Annotated in this window: 21 protein-coding genes; 6 read left to right on the forward strand and 15 right to left on the reverse strand. The window is 40.3% G+C overall.

The genetic code is table 11. The annotated features are described in order from the left end of the window. Positions 1–5: 5 nt before the first annotated feature. Entirely contained in the window at positions 6–1,187 is a 1,182-nt protein-coding gene (locus EHQ62_RS11225; protein WP_135642847.1) for an acetyl-CoA C-acetyltransferase, read from the reverse strand. 89 nt (positions 1,188–1,276) lie between these two features. On the opposite strand from EHQ62_RS11225, the gene EHQ62_RS11230 reads away from it, so the two are divergent. Beyond that, positions 1,277–2,674, forward strand: coding sequence for a DUF6938 domain-containing protein (locus tag EHQ62_RS11230; RefSeq protein WP_135642849.1), 1,398 nt, complete (start codon positions 1,277–1,279; stop codon positions 2,672–2,674). A gap of 4 nt (positions 2,675–2,678) precedes the next feature. On the opposite strand, the gene EHQ62_RS11235 is transcribed toward EHQ62_RS11230, so the two are convergent. Beyond that, positions 2,679–2,987 carry an Hpt domain-containing protein gene (locus EHQ62_RS11235; RefSeq protein WP_135643736.1) on the reverse strand — a complete coding sequence of 103 codons (309 nt, stop codon included), beginning with the start codon at positions 2,985–2,987 and terminating at the stop codon, positions 2,679–2,681. Between the two features lie 144 nt (positions 2,988–3,131). On the opposite strand from EHQ62_RS11235, the gene lpxA reads away from it, so the two are divergent. Beyond that, positions 3,132–3,938, forward strand: coding sequence for an acyl-ACP--UDP-N-acetylglucosamine O-acyltransferase (gene lpxA, locus EHQ62_RS11240; protein WP_135642851.1), 807 nt, complete (start codon positions 3,132–3,134; stop codon positions 3,936–3,938). Beyond that, a complete protein-coding gene (gene galE / locus EHQ62_RS11245) occupies positions 3,935–4,903 on the forward strand; it encodes a UDP-glucose 4-epimerase GalE (RefSeq protein ID WP_135642853.1) in 969 nt (322 codons plus the stop codon). The genes lpxA and galE overlap by 4 nt, the downstream gene beginning before the upstream one ends. Here the strand turns inward: galE and EHQ62_RS11250 are convergent. The 5 genes from EHQ62_RS11250 to EHQ62_RS11270 are packed head-to-tail and all read right to left on the reverse strand — an operon-like array spanning position 4,898 to position 9,866. Continuing rightward, positions 4,898–5,686, reverse strand: a complete 789-nt coding sequence (locus EHQ62_RS11250) for a M15 family metallopeptidase (protein WP_244934834.1) — start codon at positions 5,684–5,686, stop codon at positions 4,898–4,900. The two genes, galE and EHQ62_RS11250, sit on opposite strands and share 6 nt — an antisense overlap. A gap of 26 nt (positions 5,687–5,712) precedes the next feature. Then, positions 5,713–7,773 (reverse strand): ATP-dependent DNA helicase RecG, encoded by a 2,061-nt coding sequence (recG, locus tag EHQ62_RS11255; protein ID WP_167482871.1) that lies wholly within the window; start codon positions 7,771–7,773, stop codon positions 5,713–5,715. 5 nt (positions 7,774–7,778) lie between these two features. Continuing rightward, positions 7,779–8,180, reverse strand: coding sequence for a hypothetical protein (locus EHQ62_RS11260; protein ID WP_135642859.1), 402 nt, complete (start codon positions 8,178–8,180; stop codon positions 7,779–7,781). After that, positions 8,181–9,185, reverse strand: coding sequence for a metallophosphoesterase family protein (locus tag EHQ62_RS11265; protein ID WP_135642861.1), 1,005 nt, complete (start codon positions 9,183–9,185; stop codon positions 8,181–8,183). It lies immediately after the preceding gene. After that, positions 9,186–9,866 carry a hypothetical protein gene (locus tag EHQ62_RS11270; protein WP_135642863.1) on the reverse strand — a complete coding sequence of 227 codons (681 nt, stop codon included), beginning with the start codon at positions 9,864–9,866 and terminating at the stop codon, positions 9,186–9,188. A gap of 56 nt (positions 9,867–9,922) precedes the next feature. On the opposite strand from EHQ62_RS11270, the gene EHQ62_RS11275 reads away from it, so the two are divergent. Further along, positions 9,923–10,924: an NAD(P)H-dependent glycerol-3-phosphate dehydrogenase gene (locus EHQ62_RS11275; protein WP_135642865.1), complete on the forward strand. Its 1,002-nt coding sequence runs from the start codon at positions 9,923–9,925 to the stop codon at positions 10,922–10,924. On the opposite strand, the gene EHQ62_RS11280 is transcribed toward EHQ62_RS11275, so the two are convergent. From EHQ62_RS11280 to EHQ62_RS11315, 8 genes are all read right to left on the reverse strand, one after another. After that, on the reverse strand, positions 10,921–11,325 hold the full coding sequence (locus tag EHQ62_RS11280; RefSeq protein ID WP_135642867.1) for an MAPEG family protein: 405 nt from the start codon (positions 11,323–11,325) through the stop codon (positions 10,921–10,923). The genes EHQ62_RS11275 and EHQ62_RS11280 overlap by 4 nt on opposite strands. Positions 11,326–11,448: 123 nt before the next feature. Next, the gene (locus EHQ62_RS11285) at positions 11,449–12,246 is read right to left on the reverse strand and encodes an alpha/beta fold hydrolase (protein ID WP_135642869.1); all 798 of its coding nucleotides are present in this window, start codon (positions 12,244–12,246) and stop codon (positions 11,449–11,451) included. A 136-nt stretch (positions 12,247–12,382) separates the two neighbouring features. After that, positions 12,383–13,138: a type I methionyl aminopeptidase gene (gene map / locus EHQ62_RS11290; protein ID WP_135642870.1), complete on the reverse strand. Its 756-nt coding sequence runs from the start codon at positions 13,136–13,138 to the stop codon at positions 12,383–12,385. After that, positions 13,139–14,113, reverse strand: a complete 975-nt coding sequence (gene arsS, locus EHQ62_RS11295) for an arsenosugar biosynthesis radical SAM (seleno)protein ArsS (protein ID WP_135642872.1) — start codon at positions 14,111–14,113, stop codon at positions 13,139–13,141. A gap of 3 nt (positions 14,114–14,116) precedes the next feature. Continuing rightward, positions 14,117–14,455 (reverse strand): arsenosugar biosynthesis-associated peroxidase-like protein, encoded by a 339-nt coding sequence (locus EHQ62_RS11300; RefSeq protein WP_015676644.1) that lies wholly within the window; start codon positions 14,453–14,455, stop codon positions 14,117–14,119. A gap of 259 nt (positions 14,456–14,714) precedes the next feature. Beyond that, on the reverse strand, positions 14,715–15,491 hold the full coding sequence (locus EHQ62_RS11305; RefSeq protein ID WP_135642874.1) for an enoyl-CoA hydratase/isomerase family protein: 777 nt from the start codon (positions 15,489–15,491) through the stop codon (positions 14,715–14,717). A gap of 1 nt (position 15,492) precedes the next feature. Next, entirely contained in the window at positions 15,493–17,541 is a 2,049-nt protein-coding gene (locus tag EHQ62_RS11310; protein ID WP_135642876.1) for an AMP-dependent synthetase/ligase, read from the reverse strand. Positions 17,542–17,609: 68 nt separating this feature from the next. Beyond that, the gene (locus tag EHQ62_RS11315) at positions 17,610–17,822 is read right to left on the reverse strand and encodes a hypothetical protein (protein WP_425256014.1); all 213 of its coding nucleotides are present in this window, start codon (positions 17,820–17,822) and stop codon (positions 17,610–17,612) included. A 164-nt stretch (positions 17,823–17,986) separates the two neighbouring features. Between EHQ62_RS11315 and EHQ62_RS11320 the strand changes: the two genes are divergently transcribed. Beyond that, positions 17,987–18,217, forward strand: a complete 231-nt coding sequence (locus EHQ62_RS11320; RefSeq protein WP_015677063.1) for a hypothetical protein — start codon at positions 17,987–17,989, stop codon at positions 18,215–18,217. 85 nt (positions 18,218–18,302) lie between these two features. Beyond that, a complete protein-coding gene (locus EHQ62_RS11325; protein WP_208720669.1) occupies positions 18,303–19,970 on the forward strand; it encodes a MutS-related protein in 1,668 nt (555 codons plus the stop codon). Positions 19,971–19,972 lie beyond the last annotated feature (2 nt).

Consider the following 19,972-nt stretch of genomic DNA (forward strand, 5'->3'; position numbering starts at 1 on the left):
CTGTACTATGCTTTAGGGTTTTCTAAAACAATTGCGATCCCCTGTCCTCCTCCGATACAAAGAGAAGCTACACCATACTTCACACCTCTCCTTTGCATCTCGAGAGCCAAAGTCAATGTCACACGGTTCCCAGAAGCTCCGAGTGGGTGTCCAATCGCAACAGCTCCACCATTGACGTTGGTGATCTTTGGATCAAGACCCAATTCTTTTTGAACTGCTAAGTATTGTGCTGCAAAAGCTTCATTCACTTCCACAAGACCAATGTCTTTTAAACTAAGACCTGCTTTTTGTAAGGCGGCAGGGATGGCAATGGCAGGACCAATTCCCATCTTCGCAGGCTCACAACCCGCATGACCCCATGATTTCACAATCGCGAGAGGTTCTTTGCCTAGTTTTTTTGCTTGGGATGCAGATGCTACGATGAGTGCAGAGGCTCCATCGTTGATTCCAGAAGCATTGCCGGCAGTCACAGTTCCATCTTTTTTGAATGCGGGTTTTAGAGAGGCAAGTTTTGTAGCACCAGCTTTTCCTTTGATGAATTCATCTTTATCAAATACAATTGGGTTTTTTCCACTGATCGTAATCGGATGGATTTCTTCTTTGAGAATTCCTTTGTTCGTTGCTTCTTCTGCTCTTTCTTGTGAAGTCGCAGCCCAATTGTCTTGTTCTTCTCTGGAAATTTTGTATTGGTCAGAAAGGTTTTCTGCCGTCATTCCCATTGGAAGTTCTACATAAATGTCTGTTAAACCTTGTGCGAGTGAATCTTCAAATTCAGCATTTCCGTAACGTACACCAAATCTTGCATTCCTTACCACATATGGAGCATTACTCATCGACTCCACACCACCTGCAAGGACGGTGTGAGCTTCACCTAACATGATTTTTTTGGCCGCTTGGATCACAGCTTCCATTCCTGAACCACATAGCCTATTGAGTGTTAAAGCAGGACTTGCGATGGGAACCCCTGCTTTTAGGCCGATGTGACGAGCCAAATAAATTCCATCTTTTCCAGTAGGGATAACATTTCCAAAAATACTTTCTTCAATTAAGGAAGGATCAACTCCAGTTTTTTGGAGCGCTGCTTTTGTCACTTCGACCCCAAGGTCTACGGCGCTCATGTCTTTAAGAGTTCCGCCAAAACTACCGAATGCGGACCTGAGTCCACCTAAAATATAAACTTGTTCCATAGATACCAGGTATGGGCAAATTTGGTCACCTGTCAGCTAAGAATTGAAATTTCACTTGAAAGAGAATGCCACTTAAGTAGACTTCCTGCATGAATCGAGAACCAATGTTCGGCCTAGACACCGGTTTTGTTTCCAAACAAACCGCAGGCCTCATTCGAGGGATCCTCCAAAAACGGTATTCCATTGGAGAAAGTTCCATACCCTTATTTTCTTCCCCCTCCCCACTGTATCCTGGTTTGGAACTCATTTCCGACAAAGGGCAAAATCCGATCGAAACACGACTTGTGGTGGGAAGTATCCGGATGGGTTATGGTCACCACAGAATGGCGTTATCAGTGTATTCGCATTCTTTGAAACAAAACATCCCAACTTACCTACATGATTTGCTTGCGATCGAATCCCCGGAGGCAAAAGCCATTGGTGACATCGATTCTGGGTATAGTTTTTTTTCGAGAATGAGTTCTGAGATTGGTGGGCCTGTCGAATGGATATGGGGACAACTTATGTCCCAAGGGAATCTTACTTCCCTCGAACTTTCTTGCCAACTTGCTTCCTTATACAAAGGCCTTATGAATGGAATTCCAAAAGAATCACCAGTCATCACCACATACCCGTTAAATGGCCAGATAGCAGTGGCATCAAAATTTCAAAAAACCTTCCACCTCATTTGTGATAATTACCCTCAGTACTACTTACTGGTTCCAGGAGCACTCAATTTAGTACAGTCTCCTTCTTCTTACACGAAGTACATTGAGATGGGAGTTCCAAAAGAAAACTTAGCTGTGGCTGGACATTGGGTATCAGAAGACATTGTTTCCAATGCGGTGACCGATTCTGAAAATAGAGTGCGTAGGATTGATTCCAAAAGAATCAGAAGGTTTTTGATTCCGATTGGAGGTGCGGGTGCGCAAAAAGGGTATATCTTGGATCTCATTCGTTTGACCAAGTCTTATCTAACCAATCGAAAAGCAGTGTATTGGATCAACACTGGCGATCATCTCAAAGTTTTAAAAGCAATTGAAGAGTATTTAATTTTTCAAAAAATCCCTTATCTTTCCATTGATTCCTGGGAGGACCTATTAACTTTCATTTCACGACACCCTCTTAGGTCTGACGACAATGAAAACAATCCACCGGTTGTTTTGTTTCATTTTCCATCACACACAGAAGCATTTTCTGCGACTGACCGACTCATCCGCATTGCAGATGTCTTGGTGACAAAACCATCGGAATTGGCTTTTTTCCCGATTCCAAAACTTTTCATCAGGAGGGTGGGTGACCATGAAGCCGCTTCTGTCGTTCGTTCCTTGGAGTTAGGGGAAGGTACTGTGGAATGTCGTGAGGTGATGCATGCAAAGGAACTCGTACAAATTTTCACAGAGTCAGATGATCTTTTGCTTCGGATGAACGAATGTATCATCAAAAACACAATTGAAGGGATCTATAACGGAAGTAAAACGGCAGTTGCCATGGCCACTGCCAACTAATGTTTTAGGAAGAAAACTTTTTCTCTAACTCTTGTTTGGTGGATTCCCAAATTGATGGGATTTTTTTCCCTTCAATGACAGAAGATTCCACATCTCCCTCTTTGACAAGAGACTCCGCTTTGACCACAACTTCTGAGAGGGCTGCCAAACCAAAATTGGCGGCAACACCCTTAATTTGGTGAAGTTCCGATTGTAGGTCTTTTGGGTCTTTTGTTTGCATGAGCCGGTCCAAATTTTCTACCCGCGTTGCCATGTTTTCCAAAAGAGAAGTAATCATTTCCTTAAGCCATGCCTGGTCCTCTGGATCATTCATGTCCACAAGAGATTCTATTCGTGACCAATCTATTAACAAGTTCACACCACCCATCCAAAAGATAACAGACGCTGAAAAGCGTGTAAATTACATTTTAAAAAATCATTTGCAGGGCTTTCCAATTGGTTTTTTTTGTAAAACAATATGAAAATTCACCCCACCGCCATCATCGATCCCAAAGCGGAATTGCATGAGTCCGTAGAAGTTGGACCATTTTGTATCATCGAAAAAGATGTCAAAATTGGAGAAGGAACTGTTATCGAATCCCACGTCAAAATTCTATCTGGGACACGAATCGGTAAATTTAACAAACTTTCCTCAGGCGGAAGTTATGGTGGTTTGCCTCAAGATTTGGGTTTTAAACCAGAAACCAAAACTTATTTGGAAATTGGGGATCATAACATCCTAAGGGAAAACGTAGTCTTCCATAGAGGTACTGTGGAAGGGAAAGCTACAGTCGTCGGAAATCATAATTATCTTATGGGAAATGTTCACCTTGCCCATGATGTAGTTGTGGGTGACCATAACATTATGGTTCAAAATACGATGCTTGCCGGTCACGTAGTGATAGGAAACAAAGTATTCATTTCTGGATCAGTTGGAGTCCACCAATTTGTGAGAGTAGCCGATTATGCCATGTTAGCGGGTCTCACGAAAGTAGTGAAAGATGTTCCCCCTTATGCCACCGTAGATGGACATCCAGGTCTTATCGTCAGTTTGAATGTGGTTGGAATGAAACGAGCTGGAATCTCAGCCGATGTCCGACTTGCCATCAAAAGAGTTTACAAAGTGATTTATCATAGTGGACTCAACACAAAGCAAGCATTAGCCGAACTTAAAAAAGATGCAAACCCTGCTCCCGAAGTACAGAAAGTAATCGAATTTTTCGAATCCAGTAAACGTGGCGTAGTGGATCACAGATTTGTTTCTGGTGGATCCGACGAAGAATGAGAGTTCTCGTCACCGGGGGAGCCGGTTATATTGGAAGTCATATCGTCTTAGAACTGATGGAGCTTGGACATGAAATCATCATTGTAGATGATATGGAAAAAGGAAACGAAGCCAATTTGTTTCCTGGAAATGAATTCATCAAAGGCGAAATCCAAAATCCAGAGATCTTAAAAAAAGCCTTCTCTAAAAAAGTGGATGCCGTCTTTCATTTTGCTGCATGGAAAGCTGCTGGTGAATCCATGACAGATCCATTAAAGTACACAATGAACAATCTAAACGGCACCTTTACGTTATTAGATGCAATGGTCCAATACGGATGCCAGTATTTTGTTTTTTCATCATCTGCAGCTGTTTATGGAGCACCTAAGTACTTACCCATTGACGAAAACCATCCTTTACAACCAGAAAACTATTATGGTTATACCAAACTATGCATCGAAGAAAATTTGGAATGGTTTGATAAACTAAAAGGATTAAAGTCAGCAAGACTTCGTTATTTCAATGCCGCAGGTTATGATCCTAAAGGGCGAATCAAAGGGATTGAAAAAACGCCAGCCAATTTACTGCCCATCATTATGGAAGCAGCTTCAGGCATTCGGAACGGTTTCGAAATATATGGAAACGATTATGAAACCGAAGATGGCACTTGTGTGCGAGATTATATCCACGTTTCAGATTTAGCCAAAGCACATGTGTTAGCGCTAAACTATATAATGGCAAAAAAGGAAAGTTTGACTGTTAATTTAGGATCTGAATCTGGGTATTCAGTGAAAGAAATGGCAGATTTGTCAGAAAAAGTTGTGGGGAAACAAATCCCTCACAAAACAGGACCTAGGCGACTCGGTGACCCAGCAAAACTACTTGCTTCTTCCAAAAAAGCAAGGGAACTTCTAAACTGGACTCCGATGTACAGTGATGCAGAAACCTTACTTGCCAGTATGTGGAATTTGTACAAAAACCTATAAACTAGTTGCTGTAATTTTTTCGCATTCCGGGTTGATGGACCTAACATAATCCAAAGCCCGGTCACCTAACACCTCTGCTCCCAAAAAACTACCTTCCAATTGGATTTCTCCTGATTGGAATGATTTCACCCATTCTTTTGTGAGTTGGTTGGAAATAGGTGCATAAGACCAGTGCCATTTTTCTTCTTGGTATCCTTTATTTTTTCTGGAAACAAGTGGGTTGTATGGTTGGCAAAATCCATATTTGGATGCGTTTTCCTTAAGCCAATCATATAGGTATTTGCCCTTCCCATTCGATTCAAAATAAGCATTGTCGAGAGCATTTAAGTCAAAATCAGTCCCCCAGTGGTGGCGAGAGGTTCCAGGTGCACTCGAAAATTCTAAAATCAAACCTATGATTTCTTCGGATGATTTTCCTTTGATCGGAACTCGCATCGCTTTTTTCCCCGTGAATTTGGATTCCCAAATTCCTTTTTGGTGGGTGAAATTACGAAAACTGGAAACCAAAAAGATGTGTTGTTTGTAAGAACTTGGTTTCGAATCTTCAAAGTCATTGATCATCTTATAAAGGGCTTTTTTAACATCAGGACGTAAATAATGTTCCTTCGCGTTTTCTTCTAAAATAACAGGCGCTAAAGGTCCAGGTGAATTGAATTTTCCTGTTAAGTATGAGATTTTATCAATTCCTAAGTATAAGTCAGAAGATGTTTGTTTGATGGGTTTTTCACCACAGACAGATGATAATGATAACAAAAACAAAAATAAAAATTTCGTTCGGAACATAATTAAGTTCATTTAAATTTCTTGGATTAATTCGCAAATAAAAATTTGCCTTCGCTAAAACGAGTCCTTAGTTCGGAAACTTCCTGTGGATCATCTAAAGGGATGGAGGCTGCGTCTTCTTTGGCCTCTTCTAAAAGATCACGATCGACGACCAAATCAGCTATTTTAAACTCAGGCAAACCACTTTGTTTGACCCCTAAAAGTTCACCTGGTCCACGGATGGCGAGATCTTTTTCTGCTAAAAAATATCCATCATTTGATGCAACCAGTGCTTCGATTCGGTCACGTCCCTCGTCGCTAACCGTATCACCAGTCATGAGAATACAAAAACTTTCTAAGTCACTACGCCCAACACGACCACGTAACTGGTGTAATTGGGAAATTCCGAATCGTTCCGCATGTTCCACAACCAAAATCGTTGCATTGGGAACATCCACTCCTACTTCCACCACGGTTGTTGTGACTAGGATTTGGATCTCACCTGATTTAAATTTTTCCATCACAGAATCTTTTTCGGCACTTTTCATTTTCCCATGTAACAATCCAATTTTCAAATCAGGAAACACTGTTGTTCTTAAATTCTCATAGGCAACCGTACAGGATTCTAAATCTACCTTTTCAGATTCTTCTACAAGAGGGTACACAATGTAACATTGCCGTCCCGAACTCACATACTTTCGAATTGAATTGTAAACACCTGCCCTTCGGTCCTCTTTGTAAGAGCGAGTGTCGATCGGTTTACGACCCTTTGGTTTGGTTTTAATATTCACAAGAGTTAAATCACCATATAAGGTAAGGCAAAGTGTTCTTGGGATAGGTGTGGCCGTCATTGCTAGGATATCGGGATTTTTCCCTTTGGCTCGAATAGTTTCCCTTTGGTCCACACCAAATTTATGTTGTTCATCAATCACAACGAGTCCCAAATCCGAAAAAATCACATCTTCTTGTAATAAGGAATGGGTTCCTATGATGATATTGGATTCACCTGTTTTGATTCGACTCAACTTTTCAGCTCGAATCTTTTTATTTTCACCACCTAATAATAGTTCAATCCCAAGAAAAGGCATATTTCCCATAAACTTATAAATGGTTTGGTAGTGTTGCCTCGCCAAAATTTCTGTTGGTGCAAGGAAAACCACTTGGATGTGGTTGTCGATATAATGTAATCCTACAAGAAGTGCTGTGATGGTTTTTCCGGATCCTACATCCCCTTGTAATAAAAATGCAGAGGGAGAGTCGGTATTGGTTTTGGATAAGATGGTTGTTACAGCCGATTTTTGGTCATCCGTCAGTTCAAACGGGAGATTTTTTTCCAAATTGGTGCGTGAAGGAGATAAAGGAAGTGGCCATAACAAACGTTTGACTTTTTGCCTCTCTCTTTGTTTGTACAATAGTAACCTTTGAAAATAAAAAAACTCTTCATAGGCAAATCGTTTTCGTGCAATTTGTACGGTTTCCATTGTATCAGGAAAGTGGATGTTTCGAAACGCTTCATCACGACCGAGTAGTTTACGTTTTTTGATGAATTTGGAAGGTAAGTTTTCACTAATCTCTCCACCTTCCAAAACTTGGTGGATGAGTTTTCGTAATCCTTTCGAATCAAGTCCTTCTTCTTTTAGCGCTTCCGTTGACGGGTATAAGGGAATGATCCTGCCTGCATGGATGGAATCTTCTGGGTCATCCTTATCGGATAAAAATTCATACTCAGGGTGGAGGATTTGGTATCCTCGGAAGTATTCTAATTTTCCTGACACTACCACCTTTCTGTCGATAGCAAATAGTTTGTGAAAAAAATTCACTCCTCGAAAAAAAACTAAATTGATCCTTTCATTGTTTAGGGTTCGAAATCCAACAAGTAATCGACTTTTTTTTCCATGAACAATGTAACTATCAACAATACTTCCGAGTAATGTGACCACATCCCCTTGTTTTAAAATAATATCTTTCGTAAAATTTCGATCTAAATACCTTCTTGGAAAGTAAGTTAATAATTCGTAAAAACTAGTGATTCCATGTTCAAATAAAACGTTTTTTCGTTTCGGTCCAATTCCTTTTAGATTCGATAAACTTTGTGTTAAATCAAACATTGGTTTTATATCTCATCGGTTGGTTTCGGTGGGCCAAAAGGATTAACATTCGTTTGGCTTGGATCGGAAATGTTTTTTTCAGAATCCAAAATTAAATAACAATACTTACAACCATAAATTTGTGCCTGTTTTTTCCCTTCACTATTGGTGTATGTGGAAATAGCAGCATACAAGTATTCATCTTTTCTTAGGACAGTGCCACAAACAGGGCATAGGCGAAGCCTTGGAAGAGTCGGGTCTTTTTCTTTTCCGTACACTTTCCTTGGATCACCCACACGAAGATTCTCTTCTTTTTTTAACCTTTCTTTCTCTTTTTGGTTTAAACTTTGGTTGTCTACGGCTGAGAGTGCATAAAGGAAAAAGGCGACTGTAAACAGTACACCACAAATCGTAAGAAAGGTGACCATTTAATTCCCTCGGATGTAATCTTCGGAACTCACCGTTGAAATTGGATTTTGTGAGATGAGTTTTAATTGTTTTTCAGAACAATCCACTTCTATCAATGTGTGCCAATCCTCTCCACGGAGTTGGCAAAGATTGGACTGGACTACGTTTTTCCCTTCCATCAGAATCTCAGCGTAGTAACCACCTTCCTGGAAACCATGTAAAGAATCCACCGCACCAAAGTTAGATGGATTGATAAAAACAGTATTTTTTGTTTTTTTAATGCCTTGGTCTTCGTGCACATGGCCCGAAACAACAAGAGAAGGTGATTCATCATCTAAATACCTTCTGATCCCTTGGCTTCCACATTTCCCAACACCAGGGATGGTATCAAAATAACCATAAGCAGGATTGTGAATCCAACAGATATCCGGCAATTCTTCACGGAAAAAATCTTCTGGTTCACTGTAGTTTTTTCCATTTTTGGTGTACTCGTGAAACACAACGGTCAGTTTTTCTGGAATGCCAGACGTCCAAATGGGCGCACCACCATACCCAGATACTTTCAGATTTTGAAATTCAAAACTTTTTCTATGCACTTCGCGTTGGTACAATTCGGTGTATTGCAAATCTAAATCATAATTTCCTGGCAAACAATACACAGGTGATTTTGCATACTTAAGAATCAGTTTTTCGATGATTTCATATTTTTCTTTCATCGTTTTGGCAGCTAACTTGTACAAGTCTCTGTATTTTTGAGATTTTTCAACAATCGCTGTAGAGTATTTTTCAGGAAAACGAATGGCATGAGTTGTAAAGTCAAACGGAGTTGAGTCATCTTTTCTTTCCGTTAATAAATAATACAACTCCTCTTGGACACCACAGAAGTCGATGATCCGATCAAAGGAAAAAAATGCTTTGTAAATGATATCACCAGAGAAAAGATATAAGTCTGCTTCTGTAGTTTGAAGGATTCTTTTGAGACCATGGAGTCCATCATGGATGTCTGTAAGATAGATGATCTTCATTTATTCATTTTCCCACAGCAACATTTGGACATCTCTGTCTTCTTCAATGTAATCAATTTTTAAATACTCTGGCCCAAAAAAATCCACAAGTGGTTTTAAAATCGTAGAAGATCTTACAAAGATGTACAATTCATTGTGATCTGCTACTAAGTATTGGATATCAATTTTACCTGCAATGGCCGGAACCAAATTTAAAAAATAATTCAAATCAAACAATAATTCCCACTGCAAACCAGTGATCGATAAAATATGAGGTGCCTCATGCATAATGGATTCGAATACTTTTTTTTTGTGGAATGGATCAATTTTCACAAACCACCTAACAATATCAAATCGCCTAGGTTTGGTATCCCAAGCCCTATATCCAACAATTTTTAATCTGGCTTTGTTATCCTTGACTAACACGGGTTTGAGTCGAACTCGAAAACGGATGGAATTCACTTTTAAAAAACGTGCAATCCAAAGCCATTCCATGCGATAGGTCCCCGTTAGTATCACTTCCCCCTTGGAGGAACCCACTTCTAAACTTTCTAAATCAGGGTCTTCTGCTATGATTTCGGTTTGTATGACTTTTTTTAAGCTACCAAGCAGTAAGGTAACTTTGTAATTACTCTTTGGGACCACTTTTGGTGGTAAAAAGAGATTCAATGGGTTGAAACGGAAGAGATCCGTCAAAAGCATATTTTAATTTTATTTTCTATTGCCTTTTTGGAAAGCAGATTTAGAATACTGAACTCATGAAGATTGGAATCATTGGTGCTGGAAGTTTTGGCACTGCACTAGGTAGTATTTTGGCAGACAAGGGTTATGATGTCACCCTTTGGACTAGAAGTGAAGGGCAAGCTCGTTCGATCAATGAAAACCATATGAATTCCAAACATATGCCTGACTTGGTCCTTCCCGAAAAACTGAGGGCAAACACAGACCTCATCCAAGTCGTAAAAGACAAAGAAATGATTGTCTCAGCACCTCCGAGCCATGCCCTTTCCGGCATCCTAAAGGAAATCAAAGACCATATCCCACCCAAAGTTCCCATCGTTTCTGCTTCCAAGGGCATCGAAAATGAGAGCCTTCGCCTTGTTTCTGAAATTTTTGAATCGGAACTCCCTGGCCAATACCATTCCCAACTTTCGTACCTTTCAGGTCCTAGTTTTGCCAAAGAAATGGTAAAACGAGTTCCCACAATTGTTTCCATCGCTTCCAAAAACGAAGCCACCGCCAAACGAGTGCAAGAAATCTTTAGTTTTACCTATTTCCGTACATATTGGACACCCGATGTCGTTGGTGTGGAAGTTGGTGGTGCCTTAAAAAATGTGATTGCGATCGCAGCAGGTGTTGCCGATGGACTTGGGTTTGGACAAAATACAAGGGCTGCTCTCATCACACGTGGGTTAAACGAAATCACAAGGATGGGGATCAAAATGGGTGCCGATCCCATGACCTTTCTCGGTCCATCAGGGATGGGAGACTTGGTTCTCACTTGCTGTGGGGAAGCCTCGAGAAACCGAACGGTTGGGTTTCGTTTGGGTAAGGGGGAAACATTAAAGGAAATTTTGGCATCCATGAACGAAGTGGCGGAAGGTGTAAAAACCACTTTATCCACTAAAAACCTGGCTGATAAATTGGGAGTGGAAATGGCCATCACCCAAGAAGTGTATCGTATGTTATACGAAGATAAGGATCCAAAAGAAGTGGTCAAAGCTCTGATGAGCCGTGACCTCAAACGGGAAGGTGTCTAAACCAATCGAACAAGCAGTATGATATAACTCACAATTTGGATCATATAAAATGTGAAACGGATGTTTACTGCCAATACATTAGTTGCAATCAAATGGGTGAGGGATTGTAAAACCCTTGCTCCAAAAATCACAAACCCCACTTGGTTCACAAATGCATCTACCTTTCCCAAACTCGCAGTCAAAAAAACAACTGCAACAAATAAAGGTAAGTTTTCTAAACTATTGAGGTGGGCACGGTTGAGCCTCCAATTGAAATCACTTCCATGTTGGATGCCTGCTGGGAATTCATTGGATTTCTTTTTCCCAAGTAACACCTGTACGCTTCTGTAACTTGTAAGTGTGACACCAAGCCCCAGTGTCCAAAGAGTGAAAAGAATCAAAGCCAAATAGATGGGTTCCACAATTTCTCCTTTGTACCAACTCTTCTTTAGGATCACAAATTGGTACAGGGGGAAATTCTAACTGACTCCCGTTCATTTGTAAACCATTTAAAAGGATTTTTTTAAGTGGCATGGTGGTGTGCTTTAGTCCCAACCAATGGATTTGATCTCTTTCCAAACACTAAGCCAACTTTGGGAGAAAAAATGGTCCGGGGCCTCTGGGATTTCTAAGATTCGAAATTGGTTCCGCTTTGCAAAATCAACAGTATGTGTTTTCGGGAACCATTTGTCCTCGGCAGGCAGAAATATGGTAACATTCGTTCGTTTTTCATACATTCCACTTTCTACTTGGAATCCTGGTAAAAATAGATTTCGTAAAAAGGAAGCAAGTGAATCCACTTGGATCCTGACATTTTTCACAGGAAATGAAAGGTGATCCACTCCACCCGATTCCAACCAATCGGGAGTCGTTAACGTTTCTAATATCTGTTTGTTGGGAGGTTCCCCATCAGAAAGATTTGGTAGGAGAAGCAAACGACTGAATTCCTCAATGGAATCTGATTCATACAAATACTTTAAACTTAAAACACTATCAAGGATGGGAGAAAGTAAAAACAGTTTTTGAAACGAAGTCTGTTTGGCATACATGAGTAGGGCTGCCCCTCCTCCGCTATGGCCAATCCCGTACAATGGTTTCCCTAAATAGTTTTTTTCTGTTAGATACTCATCTAACAAATATATGGCGGTTTTCGGATCATAGGTCCCACCCGAATTCCCATGAGAAGGTGGGTTGAAACGAACCAATCGTAAGCCATAAGAAACGAGTTCCGAATCTCGGATCCGAAATGACCTAGAATTTCCACCGGTACTTGGCCATAGGATTAAAATTCCCTTTGCCTCTGCCGAAGGAACACCTGACTCGATGACTTCTAATGATGCCATTCTGAAATAAAGTTTCCTATTTTTGTTTTGCCCCAGCTGACAAGGATTTGCTGTCTTTGGCAGATCGACTTAACAACATGGGTGATGATAGTATCAAATTGTAACCGACTTGGTGTTCGAATCCAAATACAAATTTCTATAAAGTTGCGATAATGGGTTTGCCATTCTGAACGATGACTGTGTGTTCGCATTGCGCCACATAACTTAAGTGTCCTTGCCTGTTCCCTGCTACTAAAGTCCATCCATCGGATTCTTCGAATGCAGTTTGGCTCCCAGTGGAGATAAAGGATTCAATCGCAAGGACAAGACCTTGGTTTAATTTTCTATGGTCACGTTTGTCTTCATAGACTAGGACTTGTGGCTCTTCATGTAGTTTTTTCCCAGTGCCATGGCCTGCTAAGTTTTTGATCACAGTGAATCCATTTTCTTTGGCGGCCGAATGGATTGCTTTCCCTATATGGCGTAGGTAATTTCCAGTAAACGCTTGTTTTGTGGCCCGCATTGTCCCTTCAATGGCTGTATCACAAAGTTTTTGCAGGGTTTCGTTTGAGTTTCCAACGATAAATGAAATTCCCGTATCAGCATAGTACCCATCTAACTTTGCAGAAACATCTACGTTCACCAAATCCCCATCTTTTAGAATGGTTTCTTTTTTCGGGATACCATGGGCAATTTCAAAATTGGTACTAATACAAGTAAATCCAGGGAATTTGTAATCAAATTTGGGAGCAGAAAATGCGCCTGCAGCTTCAAACTCTTGTTTGGCGGCCAAATCAAGTTCTAAGGTAGACACTCCAGGTTTTGCCAAAAGTTTTAATAACTCTCTGACTTTTGCAACAAACTTACCGGCTTTTAAAATCCCTTGTAGGTCTTTTTCATTTTGAATCGACATCTAAACAATCTCCCCACCACAACTAGAACCTGCACCAGCCGTACATCCATAACAATGGTTTGCAACTACGATTTCCCGTCCAAGGAATGTAGGCAAATCGAAATCTTGGATGTGTTTCACTCCTTTTGATTTTAGTTCCAACATTTGGTTAAAATCACAATCATACACAGAGCCATCATACCCTACAGAAATTTGGTCCAAACACATAAGTCCATTCACTGTAGCTGGATTGTAGGCATTCACCAAAGTTTCCATATACATTTCAAATTTTCCTGCACGCACTAAAGATCCTAAAAATCGATCGATGGGCAAGTTGTTGATACAAAACAACTGGTTGAACACGATTCCATATTTTTTATACAAATGGTCTTTGTATTCTTTTTCCAATTGCACCTGACCAGAACTTAAAAATAGTCCATTGGGGTTATAAACCAAGTGGATTGGAAGTGAGGTCCCATACCCGATTGCATTTAACTTTTTTAAGGCGGTGATGGACTTTTGGTAAACACCTTTCCCTCTTTGGTTGTCGGTGACATTTTCCAATACAGAAGGTAAGGAAGAGACTATTTCTACTTGGTTTTCTTTTAAAAACTCATACAACCATTCATATCCAGGTTCTTCCAAAATGGTAAGGTTACACCGATCCATCACTCGTTTCCCAAGTCGCCTAGCTTCTGTTACGAGCATCTTAAAATATGGATTCCCTTCTGGAGCACCACCTGTGATGTCAACTGTTTCAATTTCTGGAATTTTAGAAATGAGTTCGATACAAAGTTTTGCCGTATTTTCATCCATCATTTCCGTTCGGATGGGAGATGCATCCACATGGCAATGCCGGCAAGCTTGGTTACACCACTTACCAACATTGATTTGGAATACTTTGATGGAACGGGCTTGGATGGGTTTTCCAACCGTCTCAAAAAAATGTTTCCCACTATACCCTTGTAAGGTGGAATGTTGTTCGGTTAAATCCATACTTTAAAACGATAGTTCGTCTATTTTGTTTTGCATTTGGACACTGTGCACCAAGTTAATGCCTGCCGCCATTGCCGCTGCTACATGGACTGCTTCATTCATTTGGGCTTCATCAGCGCCTTTTTGGAGTGAGGTGGTCGTGTAGGCATCAATGCAATATGGGCATTTGAGGGCATGGGCAACTGCAAGTGCGATGAGTGCCTTTTCTCTTTCTGTTAAGGCTCCTTCTGCCATCACAGCATTGTAGTATCCAAAAAATTTATCTGCGAGAGCTGGATTTGTACGTCCGATCTCACCAAATTTTCCTAAGTCTTTTGCATTATAATAATGATTTTCTGCCATATTTCCTCTCTATGATGAAGTTCCTTGGCCTTCTCGATTCGTCAAGGCCATGCCTAAGCTCTAAAATCCAAAAAAGGTTTGGTTAGGTCAATATCTTAGACAAAGTTTCTAATTCTTAGGAGTTGGTTTTCATCTCTTTTCTTAAGAGAACAATCGACTGTAGGCAATGAGAACCAATGATTTCCAATCAATACACTTGGATTGGAATCGCAATGGTTTCAATGCCACAAATACATTCCAAATGTATTCCAAAGTCACATCATGTGGAAAATTTTGGCCTACGTTTTTCGATGAGCGATAAAAAGCCTTCTTGTCCATCAGGGGATAAAATCACTTTTGTAAACAGGTCTGCATCTAATTGGAATAAAGATTCCATTTGGGTACGATATGGTTCTCGTAAGGCAGTTTTCATCCCACGGCTCGAGTTGTAAGTGAGTTTCGAAAGGGACTCTGCAAATTTCATCGCTTCTGGATACAAATCTTCTGCGTTATAGAGTTCATCCACTAGGCCAATTTCTTTTGCCTCAGGGCCTTTGATTTGTTTGCCAGTAAACAGTAAATCCCTTGCGGCTTTCACACCAACTAAGTCCTGCAATACGATCGTAGGGATAGAAGGAAAATTAAGTCCCACAATTGCTTCGGAAAAACCAATCCTTCCCCCTTTGTCCACCATATAACGGTAATCCGAAAAGAGAGCAAACACAGCTCCTGCCGCCATACAATGCCCATTGATCACAGCAATCGTAGGAACAGGAAAGTGAAAGTAGGTTTGTGCCGTACGTAACAACTGTTCTACGGAACGTCTAACATCCGATTCCTGTTTCCCATACATCAGAGTGGGTTCAATGCCATTAGAAAAAAACTGTGTTTGAGCGGAGGTAAAAAGCAAAACACGTAAATTTGGATTGTTTGCGTGTTTGTTTAAAATTTGTTGGAATGTTACAAAAGCTTCAAAATCAAATGTGTTCTTTTCATTGGACTGCATCTTGATTTCCAAGATGCGGTCTCCATGAAAGATCTCTGCAAAAGGAGTCATATTAACTGTTTTTGTAGAGCTCCAAAATTCTGTCTTTGTATTTTTCTGTGATCACATGGCGTTTCATCTTCATAAGGTTTGTGAGTTCGTCCCCTACTTCAAATGGTTTTGTGATGAGCGTCACATACTGTACTTGTTCAAAGTTTTTGAATCCAGTTTTAACACTGTTAAAATTACGAACTTCCTTTTTGTAAAACTCTACAACCTTTGGATGGGCAATGAGTTTTTCAGGAGCTTTTTCTGTGATTCCATTTTCTTCCGCCCAAGGGATAAGCGCATCAAAGTCAGGGACAATGATGGCACCGAGAACCTTTTGGTCTTGTCCCACAACCATTGATTGTTTGATAAACGGTGATTCATCAATTTTGTTTTCGATTGGAACTGGTTCTACGTTTTCACCACCGAGTAGTACAATTGTATCCTTCGCACGACCCGTGAGAGTTAGAGTCTTTTTGAAGTTGATCATCCCGATATCACCAGTGTTCATCCAATTGTCCACGATGGTTTTTTTCGTAGTTTCAGGATTTTTGTAATACCCTTTCATCACTTGAGGTCCTTTTAAATGAACCACACCTTTCACACCTAACTTTCCAAAGATGATATTCTTTTTGTCGTCAATATGACAAAGTACATTCCCCGCATCGTCTCGGATCTGCACTTGGCTAAGTGGTACAATATCACCTACAGAACCCATAATGGGGCGATCAAACGTCCGAGCTGAGATCACAGGTCCAGTTTCTGTCATCCCATACCCTTCTAGTACTGTGATCCCAATGTCCATAAAGAAGGCATCAACGTGTTTTTGTAAGGCCCCACCACCAGACAATGTAGCCCGTAAATGGCCACCCGTTGCTTGTCTGATTTTGGAAAGTACAATGCGATCCAATGTAAAGCTATTAAACAAAACACCAAGTCCAGCGAGCACATACAAAGGTGTTTTCAAAGGACTTTCTTCTGGAACCAAAAACTGTGAAGCAATGAGAGAAAGGATGGTCACAGTGAAAGGGCCAGTGAACAACAATTTCACAATTGATATGAGGGACAAAGCCAAGGATTGTAAAACATTACGTCCTTCGTAATCCACTTCCCAACCTTTGAGAAATCGAATTGCTGCATGGTAGTGTTTTGAAAAAAAGTAAGCGACTTTAAACAAAAACCTTCTGACGGGAGGAGTTTGTTTGGGATCATTGATACGAGTGTAAATCCCGTTGTAAATGCTTTCCCAAACCCTCGGAGCAGAGGCCATAAAAGTTGGTCTTGCTTTTTGGATGTCGTTACGAAGTTCAGTGACCTTTGTGTAATAAGTAGAACCACCATTGATGATGGCAAAGTATTCCACAACCCGTTCGAAAATATGCCATACAGGTAGGATGGATAACATACGATCATCAGGTGTTACTTTCGCAACACGTGGCACAACATAATGCATTTGGTGGATCATGTTGGAATGCATGAGCATCACACCTTTGGGCATACCAGTGGTTCCAGAAGTGTAAATGAGAGTGTACAAATCATCTGGTTTGATTCCAGACATCCGCTTTTCCGCTTCTCGTTTTCCTTTGGAGCGAAGTTCCCTTCCTTTTTCCAAAAGATCGTAAAAGTGTAAAATGCCAGCACCTGACTTTAATTTGGTGTCTTTGTCCATGATGATGACGGTTTTTACCGATTTCACTTGGGACTTGTTATTTTTGTATTTTTCGTAAACTTTATCGTTTTCTAAAAAAACAACTTTGGCTTCTGAGTGATTTAAAATGTAAACAATCTCCGAATCAGTGATGTCCGAACCACGAGGAACGTTTGCCGCTCCAGCAGTTAACACGGCACAATCGGCAATGATCCATTCCACTCGGTTGTCAGCAAGAACGCCAACATGTTCCCTTGCTTTCACACCCAAATCAATGAGGGCTTCTGCAAGTGCGATACCATCTTCGTAAAGTTGTTTATAGGTTAGGGCTTGGTAATCCTTTTGCGCATTCTTATACCAAAATGCTGGTCTTGGACCAAATTTTTCTGCGGATTCCTTATAAACTTCTGCTAGGTTATTTGCCATATCTCTCCATCTAAAAGCGGTCTTTATGATAGACCCTACTTTCAGATGGTCAAGAGAAATTTAGGCAATTAGTCCCAGTGGAACCCTTCGCGTTGGTGTCCTTTTTTCAAATGGCGTTTGCGAATTTCGCGGAGTTTGGTCATTTGTGCGAGGTTGAGTAGGTTACGAGCCGCAAGTCCCTTTTGAGGGAGAAGGGATTCGTCTTGTGTATTGGCAAAAAACTGGTTGGTTTTAACGAAGGAGCTTTTAAACTCCAAATTCATATCAGGATAGAAATCCATACAAGCCTCCGTGCTTTCCGGTTTGCGGGGTTTCTCTATTTGAAGGGCCCACCATCCGTGGTAAGTAGCCTTCCCCCGATATATGTATCGCCGAAAAATGAATATCCTGAAGCAAAAAATTTTGCTTGTACTATTTTTTTTTCTCTGATTTTTGGTATTCGTTCATGACAATTCGATTGGAAAATTCTACAGGAAGACGAAGTGGGCGCTTCGTTGCTTATGAGTATGGAGAAGACCTATTTGGTACTCTCTACTTAAATAAGTTTTCTGGTCGAGGAAAAGGGCGTCTCATCGACAAATGGAGATTAAATGACTTAGGAAGTCTCATCCGAGTCCTTGATACTGAGATTTCTCGAAGGGAAGAAGAAAATTACGAACGACCACTTTTCCACTAATCCCAGGTATACTTTCCTAACTCTTAGGAAAAAAAAATACAAATCTAAAATCCAATTTTTATCCAAACGACTTCGGATCGTTAGTTTGATTCGACTTTTTACATTTTTGGTTTTTGTCTCCGCTCTTAGCGTTTGTTATTTGGCAAAACTTTCTTGGTTAGAATATTTGATTTCTCTTTTTCCATTATTGCCATTCATTTATCTCGTTCGATTGTATGCCCAAAAGAAATTACAACTCCAATTTGCCAAAAAAACACTTCAATTCATCGAAGAAGAAATCCATAGGCTCACGGGTGAGTTTAAAAAACTAAAAACAAGGGAAATCTGGGAATACCCGGTTCCTGTGAGAAACCATCCACTCTCCATTGATTTGGATCTTTGCACCAAACAAGGATTTTTGGGAGTTTTTGATATTACCATCACAGAATCTGGATTCCATCACTATTTGTATCGTTTTTTACAAGAACCAAATGGATTGGTGGGAGATCCTAAACCGAATCAAGGGATCGTGGAACAAATCTTAAAACAAAAAAATTATCCCTTTCAGTTGATGCGGAAATTTTTGGTTTTGGACGGTGAACCGAATGAAAAATTCAGTTTGCCCCAAGTGAACCAGAGTTCTCCTTTTTGGGAGAAACGAAATTGGTTACGATGGTTTTTTCCCATTTGGGGAGTGTTTTCACCCTTGTACATGGCCGTTGGTTTGTTGTTTGATTTACCACTCATACCATTCCTTTTTCTCATCAATGGACTGTTGTTTTTGAGTTACAGAAAAGAGTCCTTATTGTATTGGAAGGAAATCAGATCACTCAGTACAACATCAGACCGATTCCAAAAAACATTTTTGTTTTTATCCAAAAACCGAAAATTCACCAAACAAATGTTAACAAAAATTACAAATTTAGGTGACTCTTCAGAACTTTTGGTATCACCACTCCCCCATTTGGTTTTGAATTTACTTTTTTTATGGGACCTTTGGAAAATCCAATCCTTACTCAAATGGAAACTCAGATTTTGCGAACATTGGAACTTGTTACAAAACCAAATCATTGGATTGGACTCTGTCCTCCCTTTGGTTAATTTTGGTTACATCCACACAGATGCCTATTTCCCAATCGAATCGGAACAAACACATCTAAATGCTGAATCTTTAGCACATCCAATGCTTCCCGAAACCAATCGAGTTTCAAACCCTTTGCCGGAAATGAAACCTGGTGATCTGATGATTGTCACTGGTTCCAATATGAGTGGAAAAACAACGTATTTGCGTTCCATCGCCATGTCGTTGTTACTCGCAGGATCTGGTGCCCCATTGATTGGCAAAAACTTTGAACACATTGAGTTCCAAATCCACACTTTGATCCGTTCACAAGATTCGATGGAAGATGGAGTGTCCTTTTTTTATTCAGAGGTAAGAAGGTTATCTTCCATCATACAAAACGCAGAAAGTTCCAAAAAAATACCAATTTTGTTTTTAGATGAAATCTTAAAAGGCACTAACTCCAAAGAAAGATTCATTGCAACTCGTGAAATATTGTCTGTGTTACGTGAAAAAAACTGCATTGTATTTTTAACTACCCATGACTTAAAACTAGCAGAGATTCCATGGGCCAAACTTTACCATTTCACCGAACTCGAATTGGATGGAAAAATGGACTTTGATTATAAAATCAGAAGTGGGGTGTCCACTTCCACAAATGCATTAAAGATCTTAAAAAAAGAAGGGATTCCGATTCGGAACGAGGTGGAATGAAA

Origin of the sequence: Leptospira jelokensis (assembly GCF_004769635.1) — a bacterium.
Taxonomy (GTDB): Bacteria; Spirochaetota; Leptospiria; order Leptospirales; family Leptospiraceae; genus Leptospira_A; species Leptospira_A jelokensis.

Coding starts and splice junctions, on each gene's coding strand:
- EHQ62_RS11235 (WP_135643736.1), bottom strand. CDS start 2,987: ATGAATGATCCAGAGGACCAGGCATGGCTTAAGGAAATGATTACTTCT.
- EHQ62_RS11275 (WP_135642865.1), top strand. CDS start 9,923: ATGAAGATTGGAATCATTGGTGCTGGAAGTTTTGGCACTGCACTAGGT.
- recG (WP_167482871.1), bottom strand. CDS start 7,773: ATGTTTGATTTAACACAAAGTTTATCGAATCTAAAAGGAATTGGACCG.
- EHQ62_RS11225 (WP_135642847.1), bottom strand. CDS start 1,187: ATGGAACAAGTTTATATTTTAGGTGGACTCAGGTCCGCATTCGGTAGT.
- map (WP_135642870.1), bottom strand. CDS start 13,138: ATGTCGATTCAAAATGAAAAAGACCTACAAGGGATTTTAAAAGCCGGT.
- EHQ62_RS11310 (WP_135642876.1), bottom strand. CDS start 17,541: ATGGCAAATAACCTAGCAGAAGTTTATAAGGAATCCGCAGAAAAATTT.
- EHQ62_RS11270 (WP_135642863.1), bottom strand. CDS start 9,866: ATGCTTTTGACGGATCTCTTCCGTTTCAACCCATTGAATCTCTTTTTA.
- EHQ62_RS11315 (WP_425256014.1), bottom strand. CDS start 17,822: ATGGATTTCTATCCTGATATGAATTTGGAGTTTAAAAGCTCCTTCGTT.
- EHQ62_RS11305 (WP_135642874.1), bottom strand. CDS start 15,491: ATGACTCCTTTTGCAGAGATCTTTCATGGAGACCGCATCTTGGAAATC.
- EHQ62_RS11230 (WP_135642849.1), top strand. CDS start 1,277: ATGAATCGAGAACCAATGTTCGGCCTAGACACCGGTTTTGTTTCCAAA.
- galE (WP_135642853.1), top strand. CDS start 3,935: ATGAGAGTTCTCGTCACCGGGGGAGCCGGTTATATTGGAAGTCATATC.
- EHQ62_RS11285 (WP_135642869.1), bottom strand. CDS start 12,246: ATGGCATCATTAGAAGTCATCGAGTCAGGTGTTCCTTCGGCAGAGGCA.
- EHQ62_RS11265 (WP_135642861.1), bottom strand. CDS start 9,185: ATGAAGATCATCTATCTTACAGACATCCATGATGGACTCCATGGTCTC.
- EHQ62_RS11260 (WP_135642859.1), bottom strand. CDS start 8,180: ATGGTCACCTTTCTTACGATTTGTGGTGTACTGTTTACAGTCGCCTTT.
- arsS (WP_135642872.1), bottom strand. CDS start 14,113: ATGGATTTAACCGAACAACATTCCACCTTACAAGGGTATAGTGGGAAA.
- lpxA (WP_135642851.1), top strand. CDS start 3,132: ATGAAAATTCACCCCACCGCCATCATCGATCCCAAAGCGGAATTGCAT.
- EHQ62_RS11250 (WP_244934834.1), bottom strand. CDS start 5,686: ATGTTCCGAACGAAATTTTTATTTTTGTTTTTGTTATCATTATCATCT.
- EHQ62_RS11320 (WP_015677063.1), top strand. CDS start 17,987: ATGACAATTCGATTGGAAAATTCTACAGGAAGACGAAGTGGGCGCTTC.
- EHQ62_RS11300 (WP_015676644.1), bottom strand. CDS start 14,455: ATGGCAGAAAATCATTATTATAATGCAAAAGACTTAGGAAAATTTGGT.